Here is a 24963-nt window from a genome sequence, read left to right as displayed (position 1 = left end):
AATTTAGCAATTAGCCGCGCTTACTGCTCAGCTGGAGTAACCACGTCGGTCCGAACAGGGCGGGTTCCGGCCTCGGCCCGTGCGCTGCCCTCGTACTGATCGCCGTTCAGATACTCGAAGAACTCGCTATCCGGCGAAATCACCAACGTGGAGTTATCGCCGTTCAGGGCTGCCTCATACGCGCTCAACGAACGATAGAACGCAAAGAATTCAGGGTCCTGACCGAATGCATCGGCAAATATCCGGTTCTGTGCCGCGTCAGCCTCACCACGAATGATGTCGCTGTCACGCTGTGCCTCGGAGCGCAGTTCAACCGCGGTACGATCGGCGAGGGATTGCACGCGTAATGCGGCCTCCTGACCACGTGCACGTTCGTCCTCAGCCTCACGCTCACGCTCAGCGCGCATGCGGTTGAAGGTTTCCTCAAGGTTTTGCTCAGGCAGATCAGCGCGTTTGATGCGAACATCTACGACCTCAATACCCAGCTCAACCGTTTCACGCGCTGCCTGATCCCGAATCTGGTTCATCAGGCCAACACGGTCAGCCGACAGAACGGTGTTCGAGTTCACGGAACCCAGAACCTCACGCAAGGCAGAGTTCAGAACCGTGACAAGCCGCTGCTGACCCGAGATGATAGCGAAATCGCCATCGGTTCCGGTCCGCTCACGGAAACGCTCAACATCCGAAATACGCCAACGCGCAAACGCATCGACCACAAGGCGGCGATCATCCAGAGGCGTCACCTCCAGCGATTCCGTGTCGAGGCTTAGGATACGGTCGTCGTAATAGACCACTTGCTGGATGAACGGGATCTTGAAGCCAAGACCCGGCTCCTCCTTAACGGCCTTGATCTGACCAAACTGTAGAACAAGCGCACGTTGGCGTTCATCAACGACATAGATCGAGGACAGGGCCAGTACGGCCAGCAGGACAACACCTGAAATAGCAATAGTGATGCGGTTCATCAGTTGGTTCCCCCACGACGGAGTTCATTCAGTGGCAGATATGGCAAGACGCCCTGGCCGCCCTCTGGCTGGTCGATGATGATCTTGTCCACATCGCCCAGAACACGTTCCATCGTCTCGATATACAGACGCTTGCGTGTCACTTCCTCGGCGCCCTGATATTCGGTCAGGATGCTCAGGAAGCGCGCGGCCTCACCTTCAGCCTCGTTCACGACCTGTGCGCGATAACCCTCGGCCTGCTGCAAGAGTTGAGCAGCCTCACCACGGGCCTCGGCCAAGGCGCGGTTTGCATATGCATCCGCACGGTTTTGGGCGGTAACACGCTCCTGCTCCGCTGCCTGAACGTCACGGAAGGCATCAATAACGTCATTTGGCGGATCAGCACGGTCAAAGTTCAGACGAACGACCGAGATGCCGCTGTCATAGTTGTTCAGCGTTTGCTGGATCAGTTCGGACACTTCGGCCGAAATGATACCACGGTCACGGTTCAAGATCGGCGCGAGCTGCGAACGCGAGATCACTTCACGCATTGCGGATTCAGACACGGACGAGATTGTGCCCTCTGGATCGCGCAGGTTGAACAGATAAGCCGCCGGATCGTTGATGTTCCAAACAACCTCGAAATCAATATCGACGATGTTTTCATCACCGGTCAGCATCAAGCCATCATCACCACGGCCCGGACGTGTGCCCGTTCCGACATTGACGATCCGCTCGTTCGTCACTTCGACGATTTCATGCGTAACGATCGGCCACGGCGCGAAGTTCAGGCCCGGACCACCGGTCGAGGAATACTGACCCAGCGTCAGTTCCACCGACCGCTGCGAGGGCTGCACCGTATAGGCGGATGCATATAACCACGCGGCCGCACCCAGCACAGCAGCAATCCCGAAGATCAGCTTGCCGGATGGTCCATCGCCGTCGCCACCGGTGCCACCGCTGCCGGTGCCACCACCGCGTCCGCCCATCAGAACCTTAAACTGTTCCTGGCCCTTGCGCAGCATATCCTCGATATCGGGCACCTGACCGTTATTTGGTCCCTGCCCATTACCGTTATTAGGGCGGTTGCCGCCCCCCCAAGGATTGCGGTCGTCGCTCCCCTTATTATCACCCCGGTCGTTTCCCTTTTTACCCCAGGGTCCGCCGGAATTGTCGTTATAGGGCATCATGTGTCCTGTCTGTTATACGCATTTGGTGCATAAATTGTGTATTCACGCGGTCGTTATCAACCTAACGCGTTGGCGTCTTGAGAGTAACGAGTTCTTCTGCCGCAGTTGGATGAACGGCGACGGTGCGATCAAAGTCAGCCTTGGTCGCGCCCATCTTGATCGCGACACCGGCCATCTGGATCATTTCGCCAGCAGCCTCGCCTACGATATGACAGCCCAGAACCTTGTCATCAGCACGGCTGACAATCAGCTTCATCAGCATCCGTTCGTCCCGATTGCCGATGATGTGACCCATGGACCGGAAGCTGGTGCTGTAGACGTCAATCTCACCCACATTGCGGGCGTCTTCCTCGCTCAAACCGACAGTGCCGATTTCTGGCTGGGTAAAGACCGCCGTCGGGATCAGATCGTAATCAGCCTGTGTTGGCATATTGCCATAAACCGTCTGGGCAAAAGCCTGCCCCTCACGGATCGCAACTGGAGTCAGGGCCACACGGTCGGTCACGTCGCCAACAGCATAGATCGTCTCAACATTGGTTTGCGACTGATCGTTTACCAAAATCGCGCCATTCTTGCCGGTTTCAACGCCAACCGCCTCAAGCCCGAGGCTGTGCGTGTTGGGAACGCGGCCCGTTGCATACATCACACCCGAATAGTCAGCCGTGGTGCCACCAGTGAAATGCAGTTTTACGCCTGTCTCGGTCTTCTCGACCTGCTCCACATCGCAATCGGTGCGGATGTTGATGCCCTTCTTCGACATTTCCTGCGCGACGTGGTCACGGACCTCATTATCGAAGCCGCGCAAAATCTGGCTAGAGCGATAGATCAGGTCAACCTTGACCCCCAAACCATTGAGGATGCCTGCAAACTCACATGCGATATATCCACCGCCGACAATAGCGATACTGTCCGGCATGGTGTCCATCAGGAACATATCGTCCGAGATCATCACATGCTCATGTCCCGGAATATTCGGAACGAAGGGGGTGCCGCCAACGGCGACCAATATGCGCCCAGCGGTATGGCGCACGCCGTCCATCTCAACCGTATTGGCGTCCACAATCGTGGCCCGACCGTCCAGTACGTTCACATTCGCATTGCTGAGGTTACGGCGGTAAATCCCCTCCAACCGGTCCAGTTCCGCGTGGATATTCCCGCGCAGGCTGAGCCAGTCGAATTTCGGCGCCTCGACGCTCCAGCCATAACCGGCTGCATCGTGGAAGCTTTCGGCGAAGCGCGATGCGTAAACCATCAGTTTTTTAGGAACGCAGCCCCGAATAACGCAGGTGCCGCCATAGCGATACTCCTCGGCGATGGCGACACGAGCCCCTAATTCCGAAGCGATCCGCGCGGCCCGCACCCCCCCCGATCCACCACCAATCACAAATAGATCGAAGTCAAAATCGCTCATAGAATGTAGCTCCTGTAGGGGTATGCGCTATAATTTGGTTCGACAGGTATTATGCCCTAACGACCGTACAACGTGTCATCTCAATCTTGTGACATGACCCGCTTAATGAATGCCTGTTCGTCGATACCATCGGCAAAGGAAACGGGACGCATTACGCCATTTTCCTCAAGCAGATGGGCCTGACCGCTATCATAGCCGACCATGATTTGATCCGCGACGCCCAGGAACAATCCGTTTTCCACGACACCGGCCACTTGGTTCAGCAGCGGCGACAGGCGGTGAGGATCACCGATCCGTTTCAGGTGCAGGTCGAGGATATGGTTCCCCTCATCCGTGCGATACAGTTCCGAACCGTTCATGCGTGGCGTCACCTCACGACCGTCCACGTCAATCTGCTCCAGCATCTCCTCGATGATTGCACGGCTGGCGGTCCACCCCAGCGGGATCACCTCAACCGGCAATGGGAATGCGCCCAAAGTATCGACCAGCTTGCTATCATCCGTGATGACAACCATGCGGTCAGAGGCAGTTGCCACGATCTTTTCCTGCAAATGTGCGCCGCCGCCGCCCTTGATCAGGTTCAGTGCGGGATCAACCTCATCCGCACCATCAATGGTCAGGTCCAGCCATCCGGCTGCGTCCAGCTCAATCACCTCGATCCCCTCACTACGGGCCAAGGCGGCAGTGCGGTCCGAGGTCGCAACCGCCGACAGCTTGATACCATCCACACGAATGCGTTCGCCCAGCAGGCGGATAAACCAGTTCGCGGTAGAGCCTGTGCCCAATCCCAATTTCATATCCGGCTCGACCAATGACAGGGCCGCACGGGACGCCGCATATTTCGCACGATCAGCGGGTGTAAGGGTGTTCATCAGGCTATCTCCGGCACAGTGGTTCACGACCTTATATCAGCCAAGTTGCGCGGCGCGAGGGGGCCATGCAAAAATCTTCACCTACAGGGCCTTTAGCGCGCAATTGCCGCAATCGCGTCCAAATCCATACAGCGTTCCAGATGATCGGCCAATCGGTCCAGAACATCCTCGATAACCTGCGCATAGACCAGATCGCTGGCCTGATGCCCCAGCCGCGCCAGATAGGCCGCGCGAAAGGCGTCATCCGTGAACAACCCGTGCAGATAGGTGCCGCTAACCCGCCCATCGCGCGAGGTTGCCCCATCGGGCCGCCCGTCCAGCATCAAAACGGGCCGGTCGCAATCGGGGCCATCAGTATGCCCCATATGGATTTCATAACCGGTAACTGGCACATTTCCACCCGCCAAGGTGCCATGGACCTGCCCCAAACGCTTGACCGGTTGCATTGTCGTACGTGCATCCAGATGGCCCAACCCCTCGACCTGTCCGGCAACGCCGTCCACACCATCAGGATCGTCAATCCACTGGCCCAGCATTTGGTAGCCGCCGCAAATCCCCAGAACATGACCGCCCCGTCGCAAATGCGCCGCCAGATCAATGTCCCAGCCCTGTTCGCGCAGAAAGGCCAAATCACCCGTCGTGCTTTTGGAGCCGGGCAGGATCACCAAGGCCGCATCCCCCGGCAGCGGCTGACCAGCCGGAACCATTACGACCTGCACACCGGGCTCCAGCTTTAGCGGATCGAGGTCATCGAAATTCGCAATCCGCGCCAGCATAGGCACCGCGATTTTCAAACTGCCGGTCCCGCCCGACGCGATGCCCAAAGCATCCTCCGCCGGTAGTTTCGACGCCTCAGAAAACCACGGAATCACGCCAACGCTGGGCCAGTTGGTGAAACGCTCAATATCGCGCACGCCCTCATCAAACAGGCTGACATCACCGCGAAACCTGTTCACGGCAAAGGCCGCGATCTGCGCCCTATCGCCCGCCTCCATCACCGCCGCATGGCCGGCAAGCTGCGCGATAACCCCGCCGCGATTGATATCCCCCATCAAGATCACAGGAACATCCAGTGCGCGGGCAAAGCCCATATTGGCAATGTCATTCGCCCGCAAATTGGTTTCCGCGGGCGACCCCGCCCCCTCCACAATCACCAGATCGGCGGTATCCTTGAGCTGGGTGAAGCTATCGGCAACGGCCTGCAACAATTCCGCCTTGCGATCTGCATAGGCACGGGCCTGCGCACGGAATGCGACCTTACCATGCACAACTACCTGCGCGCCGGTTTCGCTCTCGGGCTTTAGCAACACCGGGTTCATGTGGACCGAGGGCGCTTGCTTACAGGCCAACGCTTGCAACGCTTGCGCACGCCCGATTTCGCCACCATCGGCGGTAACGGCGGCATTGTTGGACATGTTTTGTGGCTTGAACGGCATAGCCCGCAGGCCCCGCCGAACAAAAGCACGGCACAAACCCGCCACGATCAGTGACTTTCCAACATCCGATCCGGTGCCCTGCACCATCACTGCCTTACCCATCGCGCGCGGCCCTCTTAACTGGTGCTACAACCTGTTCAGCAATGACTATCCAAGGCCGGTGATGCAACACCTCAGGGCGCGGTTTCAGGGGTATCGGCAACATCATCGCGCAGGGCAAGGTTTACCGGCGCGCCCAGTTCACCCCGCGGGCGATATCCGCGCAGGTTGCGAATACGCTCGCTGACTGTCGGATGTATCTGCTGCGCGGCCTCAGGCTGTATCAAGCGGCGAATGCGGAACAAAAACAGCTTGGCCGAGCCTCGCCAATTCCCGACCGAGGGGGCCAACGGATCGGTTGGAAACCGGTCACGCCAGCCCTCGGGCAGGGTAACGTCGCAATTTTCCAGATGGTTCAGCATCCAGACCAGCGGAATATTCGATAGCGGGCGCGCATCGGGATGCCGCCAGACATGCCCGCCAACATCACCGTGATTGCCCGCAAACCACATCTGCTGCATTTGCCCCGGCCAATCGGGCCGTGGATGCCACAGGATCGGGTCATAGGCGGCGCGCGTTTCATCAATGGCCAAGGCCTGAAAGGCATGGCTCACCCCGTCCCCGACGCGATCATCGTGAAAATCCGTCACCATCGGCGCAAGCCGGTTTAACAACGGATAGGGCAGCCCCAGCGCGCTAACCGTATCCCAGACGCCCACCATTTCGATATGAACGTCCTGATGGCAATATTTCTGGGAAAACCGCATCGCCTGATAACTGCGGGTCATGGATTCGTAATACCGGAACGATCGCAGTACCCGCCGATGCATGGCGTGCTGCGCCTTTAGCAATCCGACCTGCCCGATCCACCCCGCAAGGCTGCGCACAGCATAGGCCCCTCGCGAATAGCCCATCAGCACGATCCGATCACCGGGGCGATAGCGTGAGGCAAGCGTGGCGTATCCCTCGGCGATTGCCTCGTTGATGCCCAGTCCGGCAGCGGCGGCCAGCCACTTACTCCACCCCTGCCCCTGCACACCGGGGTGATAGCTAACCGATTGCTCGACCGTTTGGCCAACTTCCTCAAGCAAGCGATAGGTCAGGCCCGCATTCGTCTCATGCCCTTCGATCAGCCGTGAAAACGTGCCGTCGATGATAACAATATGCGTTCTGGGCGTGCGATCTGACATTTTGGCAAGGGATCGCAAGCGCGCCTGACATGCAAGTCAAAGCAGCGAGATTTCGATGCTACCCCCTGCCTGTGCTGCGCGTGAACGACACAGGATCATTGCGCCCTTGCGATCCGCCTTGGACAAGACATGGTCCCGATGCTCCACATCCCCCGCGATCAACCCGCATTTACAGGTTCCGCACAGCCCGTCAGCGCATTTCACGTCCACCGCAATGCCCTGCGCGATCAGGGCGTCTGCTGCGCTTTCCTCAGCACTGACCGCGATTTCGCGCCCATCTGGCAATGACAATGTGAAGGGGTGGTTTTCATATTCCGGCTCCTCAGGAACCGAGAAATACTCCCTATGCACGGTTTCCTCAGGCCAGCCCTGCCGCTCCGCCTCATCCAGAACTGCACCCATATATCGTTCTGGTCCGCAGGTATAAACATGCGCCCCGTCCGAGGGCGTCAGGATTTGCGACAGGTCCGCCCGTACCTCATCCGAGAACCACAGATGTACCCGATCCGCCCATGGTGCCGCTGTCAAATCGGCCAAGAACCCAGCCGAGGCCCGCGTGCGACACGAATAGTGCAGCTCGAATTCCTGACCCAATTCATGCAGTCGGTGCGCCATCGCGATCATCGGCGTTACGCCAATGCCACCGCCCATCAGCAAGGTGCGCGGCGCGGTATCGTGCAACGGAAAATGATTGATCGGTCGCGAAATATAAACGCGCCGCCCCTCGGTAAAGATACGGTGCATCAGCGCTGATCCGCCACGGCCCTCATCCTCACGCAGCACACCAATCTGATAAACCGAACGATCCGCCGGATTGCCCGACATCGAATATTGGCGCAGGAATTCCGGCGCGACCACGATGTCCAGATGCGCCCCGGCGGTCCATTCGGGCAGATCACTGCCATCGGGGTTGCGGAACTCGTATTTCACGACATCGCCGGTCATGTGTTCCACCCGCGAGATTACGAGGGGCAGCACGGGGCTTTCCCCACCGAAATCGGGGCGTTTATGCGCAGGATCATCACCAGCGGCCACGCGGCTGCGGTAATCATCGGCGCTGATCAGGTTTTGATAGGCCTCGATCCCTGCCTCACGATCCATCGGATAGGGGAACGGCCATGGCGGCGGGGCCAGATCAGCGGGATAAACCGCCAGCGTCTGATCCTCATGTTTCAGCACACGTTCCGGAGCGATTTCGCGAGCGTTAAGCGGTTTGCTGCTAGGCCGATAGGGCCCGTCGCTCTCCATCTCCAGATCCCACCACCACTTCTTGGTCGGGTTCATATTGCCCCGCCCTAGGCGGTCATCCAGCGCTGCAAGGTGCTTTGCCGCCCCCGGTACATTCATCGCGGCCCAGCGGAACGGTGCCTCGGCAAACAGGCCCTCCAGATTCCAAGGGCAGGTTTTCATGCACCGTCCACACATCGCGCCGCCCTCGGTTCCGATGCGGTAGGTCGTGCATTTCTGGCTATCGCTTTTCCAGATTTCATAGCCGTTGAACATCCGCTTTGGCCCAGCGGTAATCGCGCCGGAAGGGCATTCACGGGCGCATTTATTGCAAGCCTCGCAGAATTTTTGCAGGCCGAAATCGATCGGCGCATCATGCACCATCGGCATGTTGGTGGTGATTGCACCCGATTTCAGGCGCGGCCCCAGAAACGGGTTCAGGATCACCTCACCAATCCGGCTGACCTCACCCAATCCGGCCAAGAGCATCAGCGGCGGCTGCAATACCTCACCATCGATGACAGAGTGGACGCGGGCCTCGTACCCCATTTCGCGGATAGCCTCAGCGATCACGCCACCAAGTAGCGAGAACCGCAGATAGGCCCGCATGGATTGCGCGCAGGCGATCCAGTCATCACCGCTTGCGCCCTCCATCGTCTCATGCCCCTGATCGATAATCATCGAGATCGCATTGCGATGATAGGCTGGCAGCGGGTCGCCCTTTGCATCATGCGAGTAATACGCCCAGTCAGGGCAACGGCTGATCCCCACTGCATCCGCGCCCAGGAAATAGCTGGCCGCCTTGATCCAGTCCGCGTTTCGCTTTTCCTCATCCGCGCGCGGGTCCTTGGCCTGCGCGGGGCCGTCCTGCAACAAGGTGAACGCCCCCAGCGCACGGCGAAACGCAAAGGCGGACGCCGATTTGCGCACGTAATTGCCGTTTTTGGCATTGTCCTGCGGGGTGCGGCCCATATCGCCGAACAGGGCACGGCTGAACATATCGGCACGTTTGGGAACACGCGGGACACGCGGCTCATCAATATAGGTTGTTGGATTTTCGACCCGCTTCAACGTCTCGAACGGATGCGGTCCGGCGGCAAAATCGCGTGAGGCATAGGGATCGCCGTTCAGCGCGGTTTTCGACTGAGCGCCCAACCACCATTGCGCGCCGCCCTTACTGCCACTGGCCAAGGGCGCGTCCGGTGCCAGATCGAATGTTGTCGTGACAACGCCGATGCCGAACTCCGCACCCAGCCATGGGTTTACCAGCTTACCGCCCTCAACACGGGCCAAGCCTGCGGCAACTGCCATCTTGCCTAAATGCACGTCAGAGGCGGTGCCGTGATGGGCCCGTGCCTCGAACCCCAGCAGGCGGATATAGTTGGCCAGCACGGCGCCCGTTTCACCGGCGCGCAATGCTGCGCGGGCATCCTGCGCGTCCTGCAACATCCACTCACCCGGTGCATCCTTGGGGTCGCGAGGATGCGCATACAAGTAGACCAGAGCATGCGTGTGCTGGTGGCAATCAACGGGCGCTGCCTCCGCGCTTTCCCGTAGCTCGGCCATGATAACGTCGATACCGGCGCTAAAGGTCGAGGTTTGGCGTGTCCGCAAATCCTGCGCCAGTGCACCAACCGCCGGATTTGCAACGGGGGATGCCAACCACATCTCGGGCGTGATCGCCGCCACACCGGCAAGGCTGACATCGCAATAATAGGCAAAGGACTTCAGATGGTTCGAGCGCTCCTGAGGATCATCAGGCACTTGCGCCATCTCATCCTTGACCAAGCCATCACGGATTGCGTCCAGCATCGCCTGATAGCGCGAAATCGCTTTACCCAATGGCGTATGCGGCGTTTTAACAGGGCGATCCGCAGGCACATTATCCAGCCGCACATCAGTCGCACGGGGCACATGCTCCTGCGGATATGGGCCAAGGTGCATCGGTCGGTCAGCGTAGGAACGCAGGCGCATGACGCCTCCTTATAGTTTGTCGAGAGGAGTTTGGGCGTCGTTAAAGGCCGCCAGCAGGTCAACGACCCGAATACGTTCGCGTGGTCGCAGGGCCAGCAACACCTGCTCCGCGTTGCGTTCTGCCGCGTCGATACCGGCCTGCATGGCAACGCGCCCCTCATCGGTGATGACCAACAGGCGGTTGCGCGCATCCTGATCGCAGACAACACGACGCAGATATTTCTGTTTTTCTAAGCGCGTCAGACCACGCGATACTGCCGCACGGTCCAGCCCGAAATGCTCACTAAGCCCCGAGGGTTGGGTGATGCCATCCTGCCCGATGCCCAGCAACAGGCACCATTGCAGGCGCGTCAGATCAAGGGCTTTTAGCTCCTCCTCAAATCCACGCTCCACCGCACGGGCAGCACGCGACAACTGATATCCGAAGGATGCTTTTAAATCATAGGTCATGGACGCAGCGTGGCGATTAAAGTTGACTCCGTCAATGAATTTAAATTGATGCAGTCAACTTAATTAGCCAGCCCACGCAATGCTGTTGCGAACTCCACTGGCAACGGAACAGGTCGTCTGGACTGCGCGTCCACATAAACATGGGTAAATCCTGCCTCGGCTGCGGCGGCGGGCGCGTCGCCGCGAAACAGGCCAACCTCGTACCGCACGGAACTGCGCCCGACAGTGGCAACCCGTATCCCCGCATCAACCGGATCGGGATATCCCAGCGACGCATTGAATTTGCAGTCGGATGACACGACCAAACCGATGACGGGACCGTTTGGGATGATCAGGGTTTTGCTGGCAATGATCCAATTGTTCACTGCCGTATCGACAAATTCATAAAAGACGGCGTTATTCATATGCCCGTAAACATCATTGTCACGCCAGCGCGTTGGCAGCCGGTCAAAGACGCGATAGGCATCACGGGTAGCGGGGGCTGGTCGGCTCATGAATAGTCCTGCTTCATTGGCGCTTCTCCATTTAACGGACCTATCCATGACGCAAGCTATCATCTTCGACAAGGACGGCACCCTTTTCAGTTTTAACAAGACTTGGGCCCCGTGGTGCACCGCTCTGATGCGCGACCTGACGCGGGATGAGGGTCACGCCCGCGCCCTGTCCGGCTGTGTCGGCTTTGATCTGGATACGGGGCTATATGCCACCAACAGCCCTGTAATTGCGGGAACACCGGACGATTCTGCGGACCTGATGCTGCCCCTGTTGCCGGACTGGGATCGAACAGAACTGATTGCACATATGCTCTCACGTCCGGTGACACCTGCGCCCGCGACCGAGCTGAACGCCCTACTCACTCTACTGGGCGCGCGCGGGATCAAGCTGGCCGTGATGACTAATGATTCCGAGGGCGCGGCCCGTGAGCAATTGACGGCATTGGATGTGGCGCATCATTTCGACGCCATTATCGGCTACGATAGCGGACATGGTGCAAAGCCTGACGCCGCCCCCCTGCTGGCCTGCGCGACAATGCTTGGCACCTCCGCCGCGCAGTGCCTGATGGTTGGCGATAGCCTGCACGATATCCACGCAGGGCAAGCAGCAGGCATGCGGACGCTTGGGGTTCTGACCGGGATTGCGGGCGCCGAAATTCTGTCTGTCGCGGATTCGGTGCTGCCCGATATCAGCCACTTGCCGGATTGGCTGTAGGTAAAACTGCGCAACATGCCGACCACATAGCCACCGAAAACGACACAATCAGTCGCGCTTCGCACAGAATCCTCCGCCAACCCCTCGTCTTGTGGACTGAGATAACGCGGAGGAGCCACCATGACGGCACATCAACCAAAGCGCGGACGCTCCGGCGGGAGGGCAGGTAATGCCCGTCGTGGGGCGACCGAAACCATTGCCCAGATGCCATGGCAGCAGCCGATAAATATCGACCGCCCCACGGAACCCCTGCCCCCCGAAGGCGTCGCCGCAGTCCATGACACCGCCATGCGCGTGCTGGAGGAAGTCGGCGTAGAATTCCTGAACGCCGAGGCCCGCGACACCTTGGCCAAGGCGGGGTGCAGGATCGAGGGGGAAAACGTGCGGATGGACCGCGAATGGGTCATGGAAATGCTGACCCATGCGCCGTCGCAATTCACGCTGACGCCGCGTAATCCAAACCATGCGGTAACGATCGGAGGCAAGCATATGGCCTTCGTCAACGTGTCGTCGCCGCCCAATGTCATGGATCTGGATCGGGGGCGGCGCGTGGGCGACATGGGCAGCTTTCGCGACCTGCTCAAACTAACCCAGTATTTCAACTGCATCCACATTGCAGGCGGCTATCCGGTGGAACCAGTGGACGTGCATGCCAGCGTTCGGCATCTCGACTGCCTGTACGAAAAGCTGACCCTGACTGACAAGGTTGTGCATGCATATTCACTGGGGCCAGAGCGGGTCGAAGACGTGATCGAGATGGCACGCATTGCCTCAGGTCTGGATCACAGCACCTTCGAGGCATCCCCCCATGTTTACACCAACATCAATTCGTCCAGCCCGCTAAAGCATGACTGGCCCATGCTGGACGGCGCAATGCGGTTCGCGCGACGCGGCCAGCCGGTTATCGTAACGCCGTTTACACTGGCCGGTGCGATGGCACCGGTCACAATGGCCGGTGCGGTCGCCCTATCCGTGGCCGAGGGATTGGCCGCCATCGCATTGCTGCAATTCATCCGCCCCGGTGTGGGTGTTGCGCTGGGGTCGTTCACCTCGAATGTCGATATGAAAACCGGCGCACCCGCCTTTGGTACACCGGAATATGTGCGCGCCACGCAGATGACCGGACAGATGGCGCGGTTTTACGGGCTGCCGATGCGGGCGTCGAATGCCTGCGCCTCGAACGCGCCGGATGGGCAGGCGATGTGGGAAAGCTCGAACTCGCTATGGGCGGCGGTGAATTCCGGTGTGAACCTAGTCTATCACGCGGCTGGTTGGCTGGAGGGCGGTTTGATCGCCTCCTACGAGAAATTTGTGATGGATTGCGAATTACTGCAACAAATCCAGCGTTACATGGAGCCAAGCATCACGGCGACCGATCCTGACAGCCTAGCCTTTGATGCCATTGCGGAGGTCGGCCCCGCCGGACATTTCTTTGGCACGCAGCACACGCAGGACCGGTATCAAACCGCGTTTTATTCCCCCTTCATGTCCGATTGGCGCAATTTCGAAGCTTGGCAGGAGAGCGGCGCCGTTTGGGCGGCCGAGCGTGCAAACAAGATATGGAAGGGCGTCCTGAACGAATACCAACCGCCCGCAATGGACGACGCCACCCGTGAGGAACTAGCCGCCTTTGTCGCCCGTCGTAAATCCGAGGGCGGCGCGCCGACCGATTTCTAATCTACCCAAGACCCCTCCGAAAGGAACCGATCCATGACACAGCATTACCGCGCTATCGTAATTGGAGGGGGCGTCGTTGGCGCATCTGTCCTGTACCACCTGACCAAACGCGGCTGGACCGATGTGGCGCTACTGGAACGCGACGTGCTGACCTGCGGCTCCACTTGGCATGCGGCAGGCGGGTTTCATACGCTGAACGGTGATCCGAACGTGGCCAAATTACAGCAATACACCGTCGAGCTGTACAAGGAGATCGAGGAGATGTCCGGCCAATCCTGCGGCCTGCACCTGACCGGCGGTGTTCAACTGGCCAAGACCAAGGAGCGGATGGAAAGCCTGTATATGGCGCAGGCCCGTGGCCGCTATATGGGGATGGAGCTGGATATCGTCACGCCGGAATGGACCAAGGAACGCTTTCCCATTCTGAACGACAAGGAGTTCATCGGCGGATTGTGGGACCCGATCGAGGGGCATCTGGACCCATCAGGCACCACCCATGCCTACGCCAAATGCGCCCGCATGAACGGCGCGAAAGTCCACGAGAAAACCAAAGTTGACGGCATGTCCCGCGACGAATTCGGCACCTGGCATATCCAGACCAGTCAGGGCGAATTTACCACCGACAACGTCATCAATGCCGGTGGCCTATGGGCGCGTGAGGTGGGCCGCATGGTCGGGCTGGAACTGCCCGTTCTGGCGATGGAACACCACTATCTACTGACCGAGCGCGTGGACGAGGTTGCCGATTACAAGGAACGCACCGGCGAGGAAGTCATCCATATCATCGATTTCGAGGGGGAGATTTACACTCGGCAGGAACGCGACGGCATCCTGCTGGGCACTTACGAGCAGGCCGCAACCCCGTGGCAGCCGCGTGAAACCCCGTGGAATTTCTCGGCTGAGCTGCTGGAGCCTGATTTCGACCGCATCGCCCCCTCGCTGGAGGTGGCGTTCAAACACTTCCCCGCGCTTGAAAATGTCGGGATCAAGCAAGCCATAAACGGGCCATTCACCTTTGCCCCTGACGGCAATCCACTGGTTGGGCCGGTACGCGGACTGCCCGGATATTGGTGCGCCTGTGCCGTGATGGCCGGGTTCAGTCAGGGCGGCGGCGTCGGGCTGGCCCTGTCCAACTGGATCGTCGATGGCGATCCGGGTTTTGACGTGTGGGGCATGGACGTGGCGCGCTTCGGCAATTGGGCCACGATGAGCTACACCAATGAAAAGGTCCGTGAGAATTATTCCCGCCGGTTCCGCATCCGCTTCCCGAACGAGGAACTGCCCGCCGCACGCCCCCTGCGCACGGCGGCGTTGTATGATCGGCACATCGCGCTGGGGGCGCAAATGGGCATGTCCTATGGGCTGGAAACCCCGCTTTGGTACGCGCCTGATGGGGTCAGCGATGCGTTTTCGTGGCGCCGCTCCACCGATCACGATCATGTCGCGGCAGAGGTTGCTACCGTCCGCGATGGGGTCGGCATTCTGGACATTAGCGGCTTCGCCAAATTCACGGTATCAGGCACGGAGGCGGAGGCGTTTCTGGACAAAGTTCTGGCCTGCAAACTGCCCCAAACAGGCCGCATGACATTGGCCCCTATGTTGAACCAGAACGGAAAGCTGATCGGCGATTTGTCACTGGCCAATATAGGCGATCACTATTGGCTGGCCGGTTCAGGCGTGGCCGAGGAATATTACCTGCGCCATTTCGAGGCACACCGCCTGCCCGATATGCGGATCACCTCCATGGGCCTAGGCACCTGCGGCATCTCCATCGCGGGCCCCAAGGCGCGTGACCTGCTGGCCCGCGTGACGGGTCAGGATGTCAGTCACGATGCGTTTAAATTCATGGCGATGCGCCCGATGACCATTGGCCATGCACCCTGCACCGTTGGCCGCGTAACCTATACCGGCGATCTGGGATATGAGATCTGGATGGACACAGATTACGCCCGCTATGTCTGGGATTTGCTGATGGCTCAGGGTGCGGATCTGGGCATTGCGCCGGTTGGAGTGCGCGCGCTAAACGCGCTGCGGCTTGAGAAAAACTGGTCTAGCTGGGGCCGCGAATATCGCCCTGTCTATGGTCCGCTGGAGGCCGGTCTGGACCGTTTCGTCGCCTATGACAAACCTGCGGATTTCATTGGAAAGCAGGCCGCACTAACCGAACGTGAAACCGGCGGCGCCCTGCGGCTGGTCACCTTCCGCGTTGATGCGATAGATAGCGACCCGATCGGGGATGAGCCGATCTGGCATCAGGGTCAGGTGCGCGGCTGGATCACCTCTGGCGGCTATGCCCACAATCAGGGCACCGCGATGGCGCAGGGATATGTTCCGGTTGAGCTGGCCAATGCCGATACCGGCTGGGAGGTTGAGGTGCTGGGCAAGCGTTTGCCCATGCACAAACAGGCGCAACCTGCCTTTGACGCCAATTCCAGCCGGATGCGCAGCTAAACCCGCGCCCAGTCAAATCCCCGCGTTACGGCGCGGGGGTCAAAACGCCTTGAACGTCAATGTCGTCATGGACCGTTCAACATGGGTGATATTCGCCACGTTTTCGTTGATCCAGTGGCCGATATCCACATCCTCGGGCGGATATACCTTTAGCAGCAAATCCCACTCACCAGACGTGGAATATAGCTCCGAGACGATTTCCCGCTCATATAATTCATCAGCCACGGTATAGGTTGTGCCGGGTTTGCAGCGGAGTTGTACGAATACAGCGCTCATAGATCGGTTCTCACTTGCCAGAGTTCAGGGAACAGTTCGGTTTCTAACATTTTTTTCAGATAGCTAACGCCGCCCGTACCGCCGGTGCCGCGCTTAAAGCCGATCACCCGCTCTACCGTTGTGACGTGATTGAAACGCCAGCGGCGGAAGTAATCCTCCATATCCACCAGCTTTTCCGCCAGCTCGTATAGCTGCCAGTTTGCCTCAGGCGCACGGTAGACCGTGGCCCATGCTGCGGTCACACGCGGATCGGCGGTATAGGGTTGGCTAAGGTCGCGGTCCAATACCGCAACCGGCACATCCGCCACCTCGGCCAACCGACGCAGGGCGATGTCGTATAGCGAGGGCTGCGCGCATTCCTCGATCAGTGCCGCCGCCATTTCAGGGCGGTGGGCGTGGGGTTTCAGCATCGCGGCATTGCGATTGCCCAGCATGAATTCAATCCGGCGATATTGCCACGATTGAAAGCCGGAGGATTGGCCCAAGCTCTCGCGAAACCGCGTGTAATCCGACGGCGTCATGGTGCGCAGCACGTCCCACGCATTGTTCAACTGCTCGAATATCCGCGCCACCCGCGACAACATCTTGAACGCGGGGCGAATGTCCTCTTGCTGCAAGGCAGTGCGCGCGGCATCCAGTTCGTGAATTGCCAAGCGCATCCACAGCTCCGATGTTTGGTGCTGCACGATAAACAGCATCTCGTCATGCGCATCAGATCGTGGATGTTGTGCTGTCAGGATCGCATCCAGCCCAAGGTAATCGGTATAGGACATCCGTTCCGAAAAATCGGTGATTGCGTCACTCATCGGGGTCTCCGTCATGTCACTGCCTGCCGAGCGTGAAATTCCGGCTTATCCCAACTGGCGGTCTCAATGATCTCTGCCAGAATGGCCGCGGCGCGGCGCACCTCATCCTCACCGATATATAGCGGAGTAAAGCCAAAGCGCAGAATGTCCGGCGCGCGGAAATCACCGATCACACCGCGTGCGATCAATGCCTGCATCACCGCATAGCCCTGCGGGTGGTGGAAACTGACCTGCGAGCCACGTTGCGCACCATCGCGGGGCGAGGCAAGGGTGAGGTCGGTTGCCGCCTCTACTTGCGCGATGAACAGATCGCATAGCGCGATGGAGCGGCTGCGCAGATCCGCCATATCCACCCCGTCCCACGCATCCAGCGCCGCGTCGAGCGAGGCCATTTGAATGACCGATGGCGTGCCCACCCGCATCCGCTCAATCCCGACACCGGGGCGATAAGCTTGGTCAAAGGCGAACGGTGCCTCATGCCCCAGCCAGCCGCTCAACGCGGGAACGGCACGGTCGGCATGGCGTGGCGCGACGTAGATAAAGGCCGGCGCACCCGGCCCGCCATTCAGGTATTTATAGGTACACCCCACCGCGAAATCCGCGCCCACACCGGCCAGATCAACGGGCAGCGCGCCCGCGGAATGAGCCAGATCCCAAACGGTGATCGCACCAACCGCATGTGCCTTGGCCGTCAGGGCCGCCATGTCGTGTTTACGTCCGGTGCGATAATCCACCTCGGTAATCATGGTCACTGCGACGGTTTCATCAATTGCGTCGGCGACATCCTCGGGCGCGACAACACGCAATTCGTGGCCCTGACCCAAGCTCCGGATCAACCCCTCGGCCATATACAGGTCGGACGGGAAATTGCCGCTATCGCTCAGGATAACCTTGCGATCAGTCATGCTCAACGCGGAGGCCAGCGCCTGATATACCTTGATAGACAGGGTATCGCCCAGCACCACATGACCTGCCTCTGCCCCGATCAAGCGTCCGATACGATCACCCAGCGCCATGGGTTGCGCCATCCAGCCGGCCGTGTTCCAGCCGGTGATCAGCATCTCACCCCATTCATCAGCCATCATCGATGCAACCCGTGCACCTGCCGCAACCGGCAAAGGGCCCAGCGAGTTGCCGTCCAGATAGATTACACCCTCGGGCACATGGAACATCTGCTTGGTCGCATCGAAGTTTGTCACGTTCTCTCTCCGTATTGTGAATTCCGTTGTTTCAGGGAAGGTGGGTAGGGTTCAAGGGAAATGGTTTATCAGATGAGCTCAATCCACATCCTTGCCCCTGCAATCGCCTATCTGTTGTTGAGCGTGCAGACCCATGCGGAGGTGCTGCGGCTTGCCCTGATTGCCCAGCCGCAGGACGAGATTGTCGCTGGATTGCATCTGGCGCTAGGTCAATCGCCAAGCGCGCCAATCTCACTAACCCTGCATGCGCCGAACGATCCCGTGCAGGCCGATATTATCGCCAGCGCCCACGATCTTACGCAGTATGAGAGCTCGATCCGCATTGCCCTTGGCCCCAATGGGCAGGCCTGCCAGCAGATGTATCTGGATTTGCACGGCGCGGCGCATCCTGATGCAGGCCCGATAACTGACCATATCATGGGGACGTACTCCATCGCGCCATGGGCCTATGATTTGGGCGGGGAAAATGACGCGAACCAAGGGTTTGTGGCGCTATTTCATGATCGCCATGGCCAACTGCCCAGCCTGAATGCCGCCATCGGTTATGACCTCGGCAATCTGTTGCTGAGCACATTGAACGTCGCCAGCCCGCAGGATCACGTCGCCTTCTTCGCCACGATGCAAAGCTCAGATTTCATCTCGGTTCGGGGCGAGTTGCAATTCACGGCACATGGCGCCCCGCTGCAACGGCAATACCTGCGACAGATGCGTCAGACGCCGTTCGGCCCCGCCCACAGCTATATCGAGACGCTGCCGGATGTGCCGCCCGCACAATGCGAGGGGTAGCAGCGGCCCGATTTACTCAGGCCGCTGCGCGTTATTTTACAGCGTGATGCGATACCGTGCGAAGCCGTCATCGCCATCGCCTGCTGCCTCGATCGACACACCGGAAACGGATGACATATGCTCGGCTGCGGCAGGGCCGGTATCAAAGGAAACGGTCGTTCCCGCCATTGGCGCAAAGGTCCAGTTGGCGTCCGCCTTGGGATTGATGGTTCCCTGCTCAACGATATAGCGCACGATGACATCGCGGTTGGTGTCCGGCCCGACAAAGATCGTGGTGGATCCGTCCGCACCGGGGAAGCTGCCACCACCGCCAGCGCGGTAATTGTTCGTGGCAACAACAAACATCTGATCGCGATCAATCGGTACGCCCTGATAGGTCAGGTTCACAATCCGGTTGGCATCGGCATTCACGACCTGCCCGTCGCTGTCATATTTCGCAGGCTGGCTGAGGTCGATCTGGTACTCGACCCCGTCCATGACATCGAAGTTATAGGACGGCATATCCGGGTTGATCAGCACGGCATCCTGCGCACCAGGCTCGACCTGATTGAACATTCCGGCGGAACGCTCCAACCACTCCTGCACCGTAGCGCCGTCGATCAACACGGCGCGGGCGGTGTTGGGGTACAGATACAGGTCCGAGACATTCTTGATCGCCACCGGGCCAACCGGAACGTCGGTGTAGTAATCGGGACCACCACGGCCACCTGCCTTGAACGGAGCCGCTGCGGACAGGACCGGCAGGCCCTCCCATTCAGTGCCCTGCATCATCTGCTCGATATACCATGTCTGTGCCTGGCTAACGATCTGGACCGAGGGATCATCGGCGACCAGTGCGAAATAGGAATGCAGCGGCGCCTCAGTTTCCCCCACGGCGCGGCGGATATAGGCGAGGGTTTCCTCATGCTCCTGCACGGTGGCATTCAGAACGGGTTGGAAGCTATCGACCAGCGGGTTCACGGTACGCTCAACCCGCTCCGAAATCGGACGTGCCTCGGAAACCGAATTGACCACGCGCCATTCACCTGCCTCATGCTCCAGCATCAAATCGATCAGGCCCATATGGCTGCCCCAGAATCCGGCCATAACAGCAGGTTTACCCATCAGGGTGCCCTGCCCGATGCCATCACCGGTATAGCTTTCCGATGGGAAGACGAGGTGATGGTGACCCGACACAACGGCGTCGATCCCCTCAATCCCCGCGACGTGCAGTGATGCGTTTTCCATACCGTCGGTTGCGGCCTCGGTCGAAATTCCCGAATGGCTGAGCGCTACGACGAGATCGGCACCTTGCTCACGAATTTCAGGAACGAAGGCACGCGCCGCCTCCAGAATATCGCGGGAACTGGCATTACCCTCCAGATGGCGGCGGTCCCAGTTCATGATCTGTGGCGGCAACAGGCCGATCAGGCCGATTTTCACCGTTTGGGTGGTGCCATCGCCCAGCGTCACATCACGCTCAACAATCGTGTAGGGCGGAACCAGATGGTCATCGTCGCGCGGATTTGCGCCCAGCGCGCCCTTGGCCACATTTGCCGACACAACGGGGAAGTCAGCGCCCGCGACAGCCTTCATCAGGAAATCGAGACCGTAATTGAATTCGTGGTTGCCCAGCGTCGCGGCATCATAGCCAAGGGTGTTCATCGCCTTGATCACCGGATGCACGTCCCCCTCGGCCAGACCCTTCTCATAGGCCATGTAATCGCCCATCGGGTTACCCTGTAGGTAATCGCCATTATCCACGAGGATCGCATTCGTCGCCTCGGCGCGAATCCCCTCGATCAGGCTGGCCGTACGGGCCAATCCGACGTTATCCACCGCACGATCGCCGTAATAGTCATAGGGGTGAACGTGAACATGCAGGTCGGTCGTGGACATAATGCGCAAATGCGCCTGACGGCCCGTGGCCATGGCCGAGAACGGATGCAACATTACAAATGCGCCTGCACTTGCCAATAATGTCCGACGGTTAACGTTGAATGATCCAGTCATGTGGCATGCTCTCCGACTATGCGTTCTGATTTGCGCGTTAGATATATGGCAAAGATGACTGTCACACGACAAACCGATCCATGTCCATGTTCGCATTTTGTGTTCGCGATGGGCGATTTCCTGCTATCAATTTCACAACGCTGTGCCCAAGGGCCGCGTGGGGCAGGTAGTGGACAGTTGAATGCACGGCGTTGGTACACAAGAATACGATAATGTAGATGTTTTGAGCATCGCATGGGATGCTGCTGTTGTGATGCAGGCCGACTTAGTCGGGTTTTCGCAAATGGCGTCTACTCTGGGCCAGCAGGGGCCAAAGGGCGCGGAGGCTCTGTCCAGCGCGCTAGAGCAGTTTTTCGGAACAATCATTCGCACGGTTGAGGGGACAGGCGGCCTGATCGCGGGCTTTGCCGGGGATGCTGTCATTGCAATCTGGCCCGGCACTGCGGATCAATCGATTGCATTGCGCGCTGCGGGTAGCGCACATCACACCCTGCCAAAACCGCTACAATGCCGGATTAGCGTCGCCATTGGGGGCGCAGGCATTGACCGCTACACCCATGCGGGACGCGACGAGATCTGGCTGGCCACTGGACCGGCAGCAGAGCTGGCCGCCAAAATCAACGGCGATGCGGCCCCCGGCGCAACGGTTCTGGCCCGTGTAAGTCATACGACCGCCCGTGCCGGTGATGCGGAGCAGGCACGTCTGGTCCCCCGCCATGATCGCACACCGCTAACACGCGCATGGGGCGAAATCTCGGGCGAGGCAGACGCGCCTGCCTTTCGGGATGTGACGGTTCTATCCTGTGATCTGTCCGGCAGCGGCCTATCGAGCGACCTAACCGCGCAACAAGTTGCCGATAGGTTGAGCCGTATCTACCACCACATCATCCCTTGGGGCGGATTGCCGGTAAATATGGTGTCCGAGGAAAAGGGAATGGTCCTGCACGTCGTGTTCGGCCTTCCGCCGTTCGGCCCCGCCGGCCGCGAATTGCGAGCCATGCGTGCCGCATCTGCCATAACGCTGGACCCCCTGCTACGCTGCCCCGTCGGGGTGGTGGATGGCCGCATGTTTGTCAGCCCCCACGGGACACAGGCGATCCGCACGGTGTCCGCCATGGGCTGGCCCAGCTCGCTTGCCACACGGCTGATGCAGGCTTCGACCGATGCTCCGCTCGTGGATGCGCGCACGGCGGAACGTGCCGGCGGCAATATCGCGACGGAACTGGTTGGCCCAATGACGATCAAGGGCTGGACCGCCCCTGTTTCGGTCCTGCGCATTAACGAGCAATTCTCCGAATCCGAGGCCTCGTTAACCTCACCGGTGGCGCATTGGCTGGAAAACCCGCTGCATCCGCACCCGCTGCGCATTCTCAGCGGACCGCGTGGTATCGGGCGTTCACAGCACCTGCGCACATTGTGCACAATCGCCCATGCAGACGGGTGGAAGGTCATCCAACCCGCCCTGCGACCCGATGGCAGCCAGCTGGCATATGATGGAATTGCACGCGTCGCAGCGGAGGTAGCAGCCAGCCATTCCAGAAAAACGACCGCATTCACATCTGTCGAAACACGATTGCTACGCAATCTGAACCCGCTGCGCGATGTAATCCCTGCGATTAAAAACGCGGGGGATGATCCCTTGCCGACGGGTGAAGCACAGCGGGAATCGTTGGAGAATGCGCTGCATCGGATGATTATCGACACTGTCGGCACCGCACGCCCGACGCTGATCGCGCTGGACGATGCCCAATATCTGGACCGCAGTTCCGAGGCGATGCTGGAACGTCTCGCACGTGACGGGCTGCGCATCATTCTGGCAGTTCGCACGACAAGGGGGACAGAGCATCCAAACCCCGACTATGTCGTCGCGCCCCTGGATCTGCACGCAACCGAACGGATGATATGTGAACTGACCGGCGCCCCGATATGTGAGCCGGACACCGCGCAGGATCTGTTCAAGCGAACAGGCGGCAACCCCCTATTCCTCAAGGATCTGGTCCGTGACCTTACGATCAGCGGGCGGTTGGCTATGGCGGGGGGCGCATTGCGCCTGCCCACAGCGGAACCTGCTGATCCACAGCGTCGCACCATTGCACCTGTCACGCTCAGGGAACTGGCCGCAACACGTCTGGACAGTTGCAGCCCGACGGAACGGCACGTTTTGTCCATTGCCAGTGTGCTTGGCGCGCAATTCTCGCCTGTAATCCTGACCCGCCTGCCCGATGCGCCGCCGCCCGCGCAGATCGACGCGGCGTTGGGCACATTGGTTGAGCAGGAATTGCTGATCGACAATCAATTGGGCCTACTGAACTTTCGCGATGATTTGATCCGTGAGGCATCCTACGACGCACTGCCCTTTGCCGCGCGCCGAAAGCTTCACCACTACCTTGCCGAAGTATGCGGACCCGGCGATTTGGCGGATGAAGCCCGCCACTGGGCCGGTGCCGAACATCCCGAGCGTGCCTTTTCCTGCCACGAAAAACTCGCCAAAAACGCCAGCGCATTGTTTGCGCAGGATGAGGCGATTGCCCATGCATCACAGGCCCGACTGCTTGCCCAGAAACACAGCCTGCTATTGCATACGGAGCAACATGCCGAACTGCTGATGACCGAGGGCTCCGCCGCGCTAGAGGCCGTTGAGCTGCGTATGGCCGAGGCCCGCCTGAACGAGGCGCTCGCCACGATTGGCCGTCCACAATCCACGAACGCGCTGGCGCGGGCCGCACAGGTTTTGCCCGCATTGGGCCGCCAAGCATGGCACCGAACGCGCAGGCATGTGGCCCGCCACAACATCCCATATGCCGCGATGGCCGCAACCGCGCACCGAAATCTAGCCGAAATCGCCTATTTCGAGGGCCGCTTGGGCGAGGTTTTGCTACACACATTGAAATCACTGAACATCGCCGAGCAGGTTGGCCTGACTAGTGAGATGGTTGCCGGTTATTCCGCCCTGTCCATCGGGTTTGAAACCTCGGGAATTGCCAAACTCGCCGAGACTTACGCCAATCGCGCCCGTGAAACCGCGCTGGCCGGTGGTGACCCCCTGGACCGTGCATTTGCGTCACTCGTTGCGCTCGTCCTTTATGCAGGGCGGGGCGATTGGAAGCAGGTTGACCCCTCAGCAACGGAGGCGAAACGTCTTTACGCCGAGCTAGGTTCGGGTGGCCGCTGGCGGCAAAGCAGCGCAACGCATATCCACACACGTATGGCGCGTGGGCAGCTATTCGATGATGATGAGGAACTGGCGCAGCTTGAGGCGGGCCTCGATAGTCGTGTCAGTGCGCAAATCCGCGTCTGGGTCAAAACGGCCCGTATCGGCGCCGCACTCTCCAGCGGCAAATCTGTTCCTGATGAAGCATATCACACGCTGATCGGACTTGCCGGTCATCCGCAATTGAATGCGGCGGATGCGCTATTTGCATATTGCGCGCTGGCCTTGGCAGAACTGCTGAACGGTGATGAAAAATCCGCCCGCGCTCACACAAGACAGGCACTGGATTTGGCCAACAAGCACACCCCCGCTGCATGGCACCTGTGCACGGCGTTACGCTGGCTATGTTGCACGGCAACACTTCTGGGCGACGACCGCGAAATCCGTCAGGCCCGCCGGATTTTACATCAGTTTGGACGCAAAATGCCGGTCGCGGCGGCCGCTGCATCGTTTCATCGCGCATTCGATCAACGCAGCGTATCAAAACGCACTGAAATGTTGAGGATCGCTGCCAGATTGGCGCAGCACAATAACCTCGTCAATGACGCCGAGGTCTTCACCAAATTCGCCTATGCTGTTGGCCAGCCCTTGCCGGATTGGTTGAATGCATCCTGACGGAGCCT

Annotated in this window: 18 protein-coding genes; 5 read left to right on the top strand and 13 right to left on the bottom strand. The window is 59.4% G+C overall.

Annotated features, from left to right (window positions below):
• Window positions 1-20 precede the first annotated feature (20 nt).
• From hflC to CR254_RS14420, 9 genes are all read right to left on the bottom strand, one after another.
• Window positions 21-965 (bottom strand): protease modulator HflC, encoded by a 945-nt coding sequence (gene hflC / locus CR254_RS14460; RefSeq protein WP_097931202.1) that lies wholly within the window; start codon window positions 963-965, stop codon window positions 21-23.
• Window positions 965-2131 carry an FtsH protease activity modulator HflK gene (hflK, locus tag CR254_RS14455; RefSeq protein ID WP_097931200.1) on the bottom strand — a complete coding sequence of 389 codons (1167 nt, stop codon included), beginning with the start codon at window positions 2129-2131 and terminating at the stop codon, window positions 965-967. Before hflK ends, hflC begins: the two co-directional genes overlap by 1 nt.
• Window positions 2132-2195: 64 nt before the next feature.
• Complete coding sequence (gene gor / locus CR254_RS14450; RefSeq protein WP_097931198.1) at window positions 2196-3545, bottom strand: glutathione-disulfide reductase; 1350 nt, start codon at window positions 3543-3545, stop codon at window positions 2196-2198.
• Between the two features lie 80 nt (window positions 3546-3625).
• Entirely contained in the window at window positions 3626-4420 is a 795-nt protein-coding gene (gene rpiA / locus CR254_RS14445; protein WP_097931343.1) for a ribose-5-phosphate isomerase RpiA, read from the bottom strand.
• A gap of 89 nt (window positions 4421-4509) precedes the next feature.
• On the bottom strand, window positions 4510-5955 hold the full coding sequence (locus CR254_RS14440; protein ID WP_097931196.1) for a cobyric acid synthase: 1446 nt from the start codon (window positions 5953-5955) through the stop codon (window positions 4510-4512).
• 71 nt (window positions 5956-6026) lie between these two features.
• Window positions 6027-7082: a T6SS phospholipase effector Tle1-like catalytic domain-containing protein gene (locus CR254_RS14435; RefSeq protein ID WP_097931194.1), complete on the bottom strand. Its 1056-nt coding sequence runs from the start codon at window positions 7080-7082 to the stop codon at window positions 6027-6029.
• Between the two features lie 36 nt (window positions 7083-7118).
• Entirely contained in the window at window positions 7119-10283 is a 3165-nt protein-coding gene (locus tag CR254_RS14430) for a 4Fe-4S dicluster domain-containing protein (protein WP_097931193.1), read from the bottom strand.
• 9 nt (window positions 10284-10292) lie between these two features.
• Window positions 10293-10733 (bottom strand): MarR family winged helix-turn-helix transcriptional regulator, encoded by a 441-nt coding sequence (locus CR254_RS14425; RefSeq protein ID WP_097931191.1) that lies wholly within the window; start codon window positions 10731-10733, stop codon window positions 10293-10295.
• 59 nt (window positions 10734-10792) lie between these two features.
• Entirely contained in the window at window positions 10793-11227 is a 435-nt protein-coding gene (locus CR254_RS14420) for an acyl-CoA thioesterase (protein WP_097931189.1), read from the bottom strand.
• Between the two features lie 46 nt (window positions 11228-11273).
• On the opposite strand from CR254_RS14420, the gene CR254_RS14415 reads away from it, so the two are divergent.
• The 3 genes from CR254_RS14415 (at window position 11274) to CR254_RS14405 (ending at window position 16070) form a co-directional block, all read left to right on the top strand.
• Window positions 11274-11942, top strand: a complete 669-nt coding sequence (locus CR254_RS14415) for an HAD family hydrolase (RefSeq protein WP_097931187.1) — start codon at window positions 11274-11276, stop codon at window positions 11940-11942.
• Window positions 11943-12062: 120 nt separating this feature from the next.
• Window positions 12063-13619 carry a trimethylamine methyltransferase family protein gene (locus CR254_RS14410; protein WP_097931185.1) on the top strand — a complete coding sequence of 519 codons (1557 nt, stop codon included), beginning with the start codon at window positions 12063-12065 and terminating at the stop codon, window positions 13617-13619.
• A gap of 33 nt (window positions 13620-13652) precedes the next feature.
• On the top strand, window positions 13653-16070 hold the full coding sequence (locus CR254_RS14405) for a GcvT family protein (RefSeq protein WP_097931184.1): 2418 nt from the start codon (window positions 13653-13655) through the stop codon (window positions 16068-16070).
• A 39-nt stretch (window positions 16071-16109) separates the two neighbouring features.
• Here the strand turns inward: CR254_RS14405 and CR254_RS14400 are convergent, their stop codons facing one another.
• From CR254_RS14400 to kynU, 3 genes are read right to left on the bottom strand one after another with little or no spacing between them, the layout of a single operon-like run.
• Window positions 16110-16346 (bottom strand): Lrp/AsnC ligand binding domain-containing protein, encoded by a 237-nt coding sequence (locus CR254_RS14400; RefSeq protein ID WP_097931182.1) that lies wholly within the window; start codon window positions 16344-16346, stop codon window positions 16110-16112.
• On the bottom strand, window positions 16343-17152 hold the full coding sequence (kynA, locus tag CR254_RS14395) for a tryptophan 2,3-dioxygenase (protein WP_245851658.1): 810 nt from the start codon (window positions 17150-17152) through the stop codon (window positions 16343-16345). The genes CR254_RS14400 and kynA overlap by 4 nt, the downstream gene beginning before the upstream one ends.
• An 11-nt stretch (window positions 17153-17163) precedes the next feature.
• A complete protein-coding gene (kynU, locus tag CR254_RS14390) occupies window positions 17164-18351 on the bottom strand; it encodes a kynureninase (RefSeq protein WP_097931178.1) in 1188 nt (395 codons plus the stop codon).
• A 72-nt stretch (window positions 18352-18423) separates the two neighbouring features.
• On the opposite strand from kynU, the gene CR254_RS14385 reads away from it, so the two are divergent.
• Entirely contained in the window at window positions 18424-19137 is a 714-nt protein-coding gene (locus tag CR254_RS14385) for an ABC transporter substrate-binding protein (RefSeq protein ID WP_180956025.1), read from the top strand.
• A gap of 36 nt (window positions 19138-19173) precedes the next feature.
• Here the strand turns inward: CR254_RS14385 and CR254_RS14380 are convergent, their stop codons facing one another.
• Window positions 19174-21129 (bottom strand): bifunctional 2',3'-cyclic-nucleotide 2'-phosphodiesterase/3'-nucleotidase, encoded by a 1956-nt coding sequence (locus tag CR254_RS14380; RefSeq protein ID WP_097931174.1) that lies wholly within the window; start codon window positions 21127-21129, stop codon window positions 19174-19176.
• A 181-nt stretch (window positions 21130-21310) separates the two neighbouring features.
• Here CR254_RS14380 and CR254_RS14375 point away from each other — a divergent pair, with 181 nt between their 5' ends.
• On the top strand, window positions 21311-24955 hold the full coding sequence (locus CR254_RS14375) for an AAA family ATPase (protein ID WP_097931172.1): 3645 nt from the start codon (window positions 21311-21313) through the stop codon (window positions 24953-24955).
• Window positions 24956-24963 lie beyond the last annotated feature (8 nt).

Source organism: Pontivivens marinum, assembly GCF_900231835.1.
Lineage (GTDB): Bacteria > Pseudomonadota > Alphaproteobacteria > Rhodobacterales > Rhodobacteraceae > Pontivivens > Pontivivens marinum.
Note: the sequence above shows the minus strand (reverse complement) of the source record. Positions and strands in the feature narration are given on the sequence as shown.